8 protein-coding genes are annotated in these 7,877 nt (G+C 42.4%); 4 read left to right on the forward strand and 4 right to left on the reverse strand.

Annotated elements, in window-relative coordinates; all coding sequences use genetic code 11:
- The first annotated feature begins 694 nt into the window (after positions 1-694).
- The gene (tehB, locus tag I1A59_RS08710) at positions 695-1,561 is read left to right on the forward strand and encodes an SAM-dependent methyltransferase TehB (protein WP_196092387.1); all 867 of its coding nucleotides are present in this window, start codon (positions 695-697) and stop codon (positions 1,559-1,561) included.
- Positions 1,562-2,306: 745 nt separating this feature from the next.
- On the opposite strand, the gene I1A59_RS08715 is transcribed toward tehB, so the two are convergent.
- From I1A59_RS08715 to I1A59_RS08730, 4 genes are read right to left on the reverse strand one after another with little or no spacing between them, the layout of a single operon-like run.
- A complete protein-coding gene (locus tag I1A59_RS08715) occupies positions 2,307-3,572 on the reverse strand; it encodes an ABC transporter permease (protein WP_196092388.1) in 1,266 nt (421 codons plus the stop codon).
- Positions 3,572-4,267 (reverse strand): ABC transporter ATP-binding protein, encoded by a 696-nt coding sequence (locus I1A59_RS08720; RefSeq protein ID WP_196092389.1) that lies wholly within the window; start codon positions 4,265-4,267, stop codon positions 3,572-3,574. Before I1A59_RS08720 ends, I1A59_RS08715 begins: the two co-directional genes overlap by 1 nt.
- A complete protein-coding gene (locus tag I1A59_RS08725) occupies positions 4,251-5,459 on the reverse strand; it encodes an efflux RND transporter periplasmic adaptor subunit (RefSeq protein ID WP_196092390.1) in 1,209 nt (402 codons plus the stop codon). The genes I1A59_RS08720 and I1A59_RS08725 overlap by 17 nt, the downstream gene beginning before the upstream one ends.
- 14 nt (positions 5,460-5,473) lie before the next feature.
- Positions 5,474-5,686 carry a YdbC family protein gene (locus tag I1A59_RS08730; protein ID WP_196092391.1) on the reverse strand — a complete coding sequence of 71 codons (213 nt, stop codon included), beginning with the start codon at positions 5,684-5,686 and terminating at the stop codon, positions 5,474-5,476.
- A gap of 146 nt (positions 5,687-5,832) precedes the next feature.
- On the opposite strand from I1A59_RS08730, the gene I1A59_RS08735 reads away from it, so the two are divergent.
- From I1A59_RS08735 to I1A59_RS08745, 3 genes are all read left to right on the forward strand, one after another.
- Entirely contained in the window at positions 5,833-6,150 is a 318-nt protein-coding gene (locus I1A59_RS08735) for a hypothetical protein (RefSeq protein ID WP_196092392.1), read from the forward strand.
- Positions 6,151-6,267: 117 nt separating this feature from the next.
- Positions 6,268-6,579 (forward strand): DUF3270 family protein, encoded by a 312-nt coding sequence (locus I1A59_RS08740; protein ID WP_196092393.1) that lies wholly within the window; start codon positions 6,268-6,270, stop codon positions 6,577-6,579.
- A 93-nt stretch (positions 6,580-6,672) separates the two neighbouring features.
- A complete protein-coding gene (locus tag I1A59_RS08745) occupies positions 6,673-7,719 on the forward strand; it encodes an LLM class flavin-dependent oxidoreductase (protein WP_196092394.1) in 1,047 nt (348 codons plus the stop codon).
- The last annotated feature ends 158 nt before the right edge of the window (positions 7,720-7,877 follow it).

The following is a 7,877-nucleotide window of genomic DNA, read 5'->3' on the forward strand; positions in this document are numbered from 1 at the left end:
AAGCAGCAAGAGCATTAGGGATGCGGCAACATCCTTAAGACATTTTTAAATATGTTCACCTTAAGTATAACACAGATAGTGTTTTTTTGCGCTTTTTTACTGTGTTATTTTCAAATAAAAGACTATACAAGTCTTTATTTCAAGTTGTAAGCTGAAACGATTTATCCCCAAACCGAGCTCGCTCTTTTATTGTTAGGCTCGGGTTCAAACAGTCTCTTCCCAGACTGTCTTCGCTTTCTTGTTTTAAGGCTCAGGTACAAAGGCATGTTGAATGGGTATTATGTTAGCTCGTCTTGTCGTACTTATTTGAAACTTTCTTCGAAAGTTTTATCAGCAACCTCAAAATCTCCCTCAAGATTTTGACCTGTCTACGACTCGCTTCCTTGTACTGAAAGACTATATTTCCTTTCTCACTGGATTTGGAGTCACCGTCTTACCTTTTCTCCCCCTTCATCTTATCCAAATATTTTAAACATTAACGATTCAAACGGCACATTTTTAAGGTCTTTTTTTCACAGGATTCATCAAAAACTAGGTTCTTTCACTCCAATCATCCCGTCAAAAAAAATTCACAATAACAACTGTAATCCAAGAGACTTTAAATTGATAGAAAATGAATCTAAACAGATTTTTCTCACATTATTTGTATTCCCTTTCAAAATAAGCTATGATAAACATAGAAAGGATGTAGACTATGAATACAAATAAACTCATTCCTTATAAACGTATGCCCATCTGGACCCAGGTAACGACGCCCCAGACAGTAACAAGACAGCACAATACCAAAGCAGGGACTTGGGGGAAAATCCGTATTCTGAAAGGAGCTTTGCGTTTTCATTTTCTAGATTTAAACGGAGAGATACTGGAAAGTCACCTGTGGAAGGCAGGAGATGCCATTCCTTTTGTAGAACCTCAAAAGTGGCACCGTGTAGAGGTAGCATCAGATTCCTTGGAATGGTACTTAGAGTTTTACTGTCGTCCTGAGGACTACTTTGTCAAAAAATACAATTGCGGGGCTGTGCATTCAGAAATTTTAGAGGCCCTCCCAATCATACAGGCTTATACAGTATTAGACTTGGGATGTGGCTCCGGTCGAAATAGTTTATATCTGGCACACCAAGGGTTAGAGGTTACAGCGGTCGACAAGGATGGACAGGCCTTGAACAATATTCAAGCAATCGCCGACGAAGAAAACATCCCTCTAAACCTTGAACGCTATGATATTCATGAGGCTTCCATCGAAAAATCCTACGATTGGATTCTTTCAACCGTCGTTCTGATGTTTTTAGATGCCAGCCGAATTCCAGACATCATTCAGAACATGCAAGATCAAACCAAACCAGGGGGCTATAATCTCATTGTTTGTGCTATGGATACAGAGCGACACCCTTGCCCAATCGCTTTTCCCTTTACCTTTAAAGAAGGTGAATTAGCTCATTATTACAACGACTGGGAGCTCATCAAATACAATGAAAATCTTGGACATCTCCATAAAGAAGATTCTCAAGGAAATCCTATCCAACTTCAATTCGCGACCATGCTCGCCAAAAAACCAAGCTGATACTCGAAACAGCTCGAAATCTGAAAAAGTAATCCGATGAAGGTAGAGCGAGGGTTCGGCGAGGAGGATTAATAGACTCTTTTAGTTTATCTTTTATTACTATATTAGATCGTCTTGCCGTACTTATACTCGAAACAGTTCGAAATCTGAAAAAACAATCCAATGAAGGTAGAACGCGGGGGCGGCGAGGAGGATTAATAGACTCCTTTAGTTTATCTTTTATTACTATATTAGATCGTCTTGCCGTACTTATTTGAAACTTTTTTCGAAAGTTGTACTCAGCAAGCTCAAAATCTCCCCCAGAGATTTTGAACTGTCTACGACTCACTGACTTGTACTAAAAGACTATACATTTAGGTTTTGAAATGTATAAAGTATGAACCTGAAAAAAACGCCTCCCCTCTTAGTTCCTAGGAACTAAGAGGGGAGGCGTTTTTGTTAGGGAAAGTATACTCTTTTAGCGTATCTTTTATTCCTGTGTTGGGTCGTCTTGTCGCACGTATATACTCATTAAATTTCAAAATCTAACGTTGTCAAGCCTGACAGAGAAACTCCGTTCTACCATCATTGACTTTCCTAGCCATTTTTTTGAAAGATTCGAGCATTCCGATTTTGAAGTTTGTTCAGGATTATTTGAAATTTTCTTCGAAATTTTTATCAGCAAGCTCAAAATCTCTCCCAGTGATTTGAACTGTCTACGACTTGCTCCTTTGTACTAAAAGCAAACCAAATGACTATCTCTCCATTATTCATAACGAAGTGCTTCAATCGGATTCAATTTTGAAGCTTTATTGGCTGGTAGTAAGCCAAAAATCACCCCGATACTAATCGAAAAGAGAGTACTTCCGATCACAGATTGCATGCTGATAACCGGTGGGCCTCCAAAAGCCGCGTTGAGGCTATCTCCAATCAAAAAGACAACTCCATAAGAAATCATGAGACCAATAAAACCCCCAATGAGGGTCAGAACTACTGACTCAACCAAGAACTGAGTAAGAATATTCCTACGGGTTGCTCCCAAGGCTTTTCGCAAACCGATTTCACGGGTCCGCTCTGTTACGGATACCAACATGATATTCATAACTCCGATACCACCAACTAATAGTGAAATTCCTGCGATTGAGCCAATGACTAGCTGCATAACCCCTAAAGTCTGTTGGATATTGGCCAATTGGTCTGAAAAATCCATCACTTGGTATTCTCCCTGAGCAGGTCGAACAAGCTGAGTTAAACGACGGGCTGCCGCTGCACCAATCTCAAGAGATCGATCTACATCATCAACACTAACAATAATAGTTTGAATTTCTGGGACTGAAAACTCAGCAGCCAATTGTGTGTTCGCCATGAGCAATTGTCCGTTTGGATATTGATATTGGGCAGTACTGTCGTTTTTATCATAATCGAAGACCCCCATAATCCGATAGTTATTCCCCTGAATTTTAATCAGCTGGTTCAAGGCATCTTCTGGATTGTTAAAGAGCTTATTGGCCAAGGTCTTATCGAGTACAACAACTCGAGCAAATTGCTCATAATCAGCAGCCACAAAACTACGACCCGCTATGATCTGGTAATTTTGTGCCTTAAAGTAAGAGTCTGACACACCTGTAATGGAAGCTCCAGTCACATTCTTACTTTCAAAAGTAACGGTAGCATTGGCAGAATTTGAAACCAGATATTTGGTAACTCCCTGAATATTCAGCAAATCCGCCACTTGATTTTCGGATACTACTGGCGCAGGTGGTTGTCCACCAGAAGCAAGGTCTGATTCAGCTTCAAAAACTTCTTGACTGGTGACGATTCCACTTCCATCTTTAGATTTGAGAGGAGAGTAATTAATTTGGACATTTTGTTGGGAAGAAGCCAGGCTTCTGGTAAAAGCCTTGTTCATCCCATCTCCAAATGCCATAATCAAGACAACTGCTGCGACACCAATAATAATCCCCAACATAGTGAGGAAGGAGCGCATTTTGTGGGAACGAATAGAGGCAATGGCAAATTTCCAAGTTTCCATTAGCGTCCCCCTTCCTTAGCTGAATCCTGGGTAATCCGTCCATCACGAATGACGATTTGGCGGCTAGCATAAGCAGCAATCTCTGGTTCATGGGTAACCATAATAATGGTCTTGCCTTCCTTGTTCAGGTCACTCAACAATTCCATGATCTGATCTCCTGTCTTGGTATCCAAGGCCCCTGTTGGCTCATCCGCTAAAATAATGGCTGGTTCGTTTGCCAAAGCACGCGCAATGGCCACACGCTGCTTTTGTCCCCCCGATAATTCAGAAGGGAGGTGCTTCATCCGTTCAGCAAGATCAACTTTTTCTAAATAATACTTGGCTGTCTTCACCCGTTCGCGAGCACTCTTTCCAGCGTAAATCAACGGAAGCTCAACATTTTGAAGGGCTGTTAGTTTCGATAGAAGGAAAAACTGTTGGAAGACAAAACCGATTTGGTGATTTCGAACATGGGCCAATTTATTGCCAGATAGGCGGGCAACTTCTTGACCTTCCAAGTCATAGGAACCCTTTGTCGGCTGATCCAAGAGACCAATGATGTTCATAAGGGTTGACTTACCAGAACCAGATGGTCCCATGATGGCCAAAAATTCTCCTTCTTCAACATCTAAATCGATATCTTTGAGAACCTGAAGAATCTGATCCCCATTACGGTAGGACTTTTGGAGTCCTCTAATTTTAATTAGATTCGCCATCCTTATCAACCTCCTGACCTTGTTTGATCTGATCATCAGGATTGGTAATGACCTGCTCGCCTTCTTTCAGACCTGCAGTAATCGCTTGGTTTTCTGCATCTGCACTGCCAATGGTAACCTGAACCTTCTTCGCTTTGCGATCCTCACCAACAACCCAGACATAGTGTTTTTCATCTTCTGTCACGAGAGCTGTAATCGGAATCACGGTCTGTTTCCCTTCATTCTGAACTTCCATGCTGACGTTAAAGCCTTGTTTCAACTCAGAAGCATCTGAATTAATGGTTACATTGTAAGGATATTTTGCGCCACTATCTGCCGCATTGACAGCCGAACCTGTACTCTCTCCACCATTTTTAGGATAATTGGAAATGTAGGAGAATTCTCCTTCCCAAGTCTTACCAGGGAAAACTTTGGAAGTAATTTTAACCTTTTGACCCTTGGTGATATTTGGAAGGGTATACTCTGTCACATCTCCCTTAACTTGTAGCCCATCTTCACTCACAATATGGACCAAGACTTGGCTAGCTCCTGTTGCGGACTTGGCCACATCCCGGTTTACTTCAACCACAGTTCCTTCAATAGTAGAATAAACGGTTGTGGCATTGAGAGTGTTTCCTGCTTTCTCGAGTCCTGCCACTGCATCTTCACGACTGTCATACAAGTCATAGAGCGAATTTTGGGCATTCTGTTGAGCTGCACCTGTCGTTGCACTATAGCCGTAGCCTGCGCTCGCATCATCCGAATCTGTTGCTGTTGCAGCGCCTGCTGAACCTGTTGCCGCATCCACTCCATAGACTTCAGCTGTATAGATTTGACGGTCGACTTTATTAACCGCCCGTTGGGCAATGTCATAATCAAGTTGCGCATTTTGACTTTGGTACTGCACCAATGGTGTCCCAACGCCTACGTAATCCCCAACATTAACCAAGACATCTTGTAGGTCCCCCTTACTTGCATCTAAATACACATACTGTTCACGGTTGGCTGCAACCTGACCTGTTAAAAGGGTATTAGACGCAACATTGCCAGATTTCACTTTGGCAATCTGATAACCCGACTGCGTCTGCTCGACATCACTTGAGAAGCTATTCAACAGCATTCCTCCAACTCCAAGGATAAGAACTGCTGCTCCCGCACCAATGGCAATCTTACCCTTACTGAGATTTCCTTTATCAAAGGAGAATTTTTTCATCTTATTCCTCTTTCCTAATTCTTAAACGCTTCTACTAATACTTGGAATTCCTCATTCGTCAACGTAATCCCTTTACCCATTTTTTGATGGTCCGGACTCCACGATCGCAAGTCAAATTTAGCAGGTGCGCCATTAAAGCTCACCCGATTCAATTCCTTGGTCCATCCCTTTTCATTGGTCGATAGGACAAGCAATTTTTCTTCAATTTCAAATGTAAACTCAGCCATTGTGCCTCCCTTTTGTGTTGTAATATCCCTATTTTACACTATTTTTTACTAAAAATTAAATAATATGGGAAAAATTCCCTTCTTACAATATTGTAAGAAAGAATTAAAATCGGTATAATAAAAGAAAAACGAATAAGGGGGAATCCATGGCAACATTTTGGGATGCAATCAAGCAACAAATGACCGATTTTCTGGAAGCCGGAGATGGCAAAGACAAGGCTCACAAGCAATTGGCTGACACTCAAGCCCAATTACAGCGAGCTCAGAATCTGAAACAAACCGTCCTGGTCATCTATGGAAAAAAACACGTTACCGGTAGCATTGTTAAAATCAATCCAGACCAAAACCAACTAATCATCAACAGCTTACCACACAGGGTCTCAACCATGATTCCTTTAAAAGATATCCGCAAAGTAAGCCCAGTCCCACAAGAAATTCACAAAAGTCATCAGAAGAGAGATTGAAGCAATCACATTCATACCCTAGCGTTCTTAGTTTTATTCTCGTATTGTCATCTATTTGTAATGTAAGAACCTTTGAAAATGTGGTATTCTATATAGTGATTTGCACAAGGAGAGATTATGCCCGTAAGAGAAAATGTGTTACGTGACCAAGAGGTCCTCCGTAACCCCCAACCCCAACCAGTCGAAAATCCTTTCACCCAATATGACCCTAGCCAAGACCCGGATGCCATCGAGAATCGCTACGAATTTTACTACTTCGCAAATCTCGCAGCCTTCTCCCTCATGACCATCCTCTTCAGCTTCATCTTCCTTTCTCTGGAAGTTGCTTCTGTCTGGTCTATTTCCGGGGCCATCTTGATTAGTCTAGCTTTTTTACAGGCCAGTCGCTACGTGAGAAAATATTACGAGAACCGTTCTAAGGTGCGCTAACAGCGCATCTTATTTTTCTAAACAAACCTCTTGTGTTTATTACTAACTAGTGATAAAATAATCTCAAGTTAAGAAAACAAAGGAGACACAACTATGAAAATCGAACTCGGAATCTCAACATTTGGTGAAACAACTCCCCTAGAAGGAAGCAATCACGTCTACTCACACGATGAGCGCATTCGTCAATTGGTTAAAGAAATTGAATTGGCGGATGAAGTTGGCTTGGATGTCTACGGAATTGGGGAACACCACCGGGATGACTTCGCTGTCTCTGCACCAGAGATCGTCCTCGCTGCCGGTGCTGTCAACACGAAGAACATCCGCCTTACCAGCGCTGTCAGCATTCTCTCCAGCCTAGACCCTATCCGCGTCTACCAGCAATATGCTACAATCGACGCTCTCTCCAATGGTCGTGCTGAAATCATGGCTGGACGAGGTTCTTTCACGGAATCCTTCCCTCTCTTCGGTCAAGACCTCAAGGATTATGATAGCCTTTTTGATGAAAAACTAGATCTACTTCTCTATGCCAATCAAGAAACCAAGCTAAAATGGAAGGGACACCACACCCAAAGCATTGATAACCGTGAAGTCTACCCACGGGCCGTCCAAGAAAAACTCCCTGTCTGGGTAGCAACCGGCGGCAATGTCGAATCCACTGTCAAAATCGCCCAAATGGGACTTCCAATTGTCTATGCCATCATCGGTGGACAACCAAGCTACTTCAAACCTCTCATTGATGCCTACCGTACAATTGGAAAAGAAAATGGCTTCAGCGACCAAGAGCTACAAGTAGGAGCTCACTCTTGGGGCTTCCTCATGGAAGACGGAGAAGAAGCTCGCAAACGCTACTTCCACCCAACTAAACAAGTCGTGGATGCCATCTCCAAAGACCGTCCACACTGGACACCACTCAGCTACGATAAATACCTCCAACAACTTGGACCAAACGGAGCCATGTTTGTCGGCAACCCAGACCAAGTGGCTGAAAAACTCATCAAAATGATTGAAGAACTCGGCCTGAACCGCTTCATGCTCCACCTACCACTTGGCTCCATGCCTCACGAAGACGTTCTCAAAGCCATCGAACTCTTTGGGAAAGAAGTCGCACCGAAAGTCCGTGCTTACTTTGCGGATAAATAACCATTGAACTCCCGTAAACCTATTACGGGAGTTTTATTTGAAAATAACACAGTAAAAAAGCGCAAAAAAACACTATCTGTGTTATACTTAAGGTGAACATATTTAAAAATGTCTTAAGGATGTTGCCGCATCCCTAATGCTCTTGCTGCTTCATAAGT

The sequence above is a fragment of the Streptococcus sp. NLN76 genome, from assembly GCF_015686645.1.
Taxonomy (GTDB): domain Bacteria; phylum Bacillota; class Bacilli; order Lactobacillales; family Streptococcaceae; genus Streptococcus.

Bases quoted from the DNA above. Each gene is read 5' to 3' on its own strand.
- I1A59_RS08730 (WP_196092391.1), bottom strand. From the start codon at position 5,686: ATGGCTGAGTTTACATTTGAAATTGAAGAAAAATTGCTTGTCCTATCG.
- I1A59_RS08720 (WP_196092389.1), bottom strand. From the start codon at position 4,267: ATGGCGAATCTAATTAAAATTAGAGGACTCCAAAAGTCCTACCGTAAT.
- I1A59_RS08725 (WP_196092390.1), bottom strand. From the start codon at position 5,459: ATGAAAAAATTCTCCTTTGATAAAGGAAATCTCAGTAAGGGTAAGATT.
- I1A59_RS08740 (WP_196092393.1), top strand. From the start codon at position 6,268: ATGCCCGTAAGAGAAAATGTGTTACGTGACCAAGAGGTCCTCCGTAAC.
- tehB (WP_196092387.1), top strand. From the start codon at position 695: ATGAATACAAATAAACTCATTCCTTATAAACGTATGCCCATCTGGACC.
- I1A59_RS08735 (WP_196092392.1), top strand. From the start codon at position 5,833: ATGGCAACATTTTGGGATGCAATCAAGCAACAAATGACCGATTTTCTG.
- I1A59_RS08745 (WP_196092394.1), top strand. From the start codon at position 6,673: ATGAAAATCGAACTCGGAATCTCAACATTTGGTGAAACAACTCCCCTA.
- I1A59_RS08715 (WP_196092388.1), bottom strand. From the start codon at position 3,572: ATGGAAACTTGGAAATTTGCCATTGCCTCTATTCGTTCCCACAAAATG.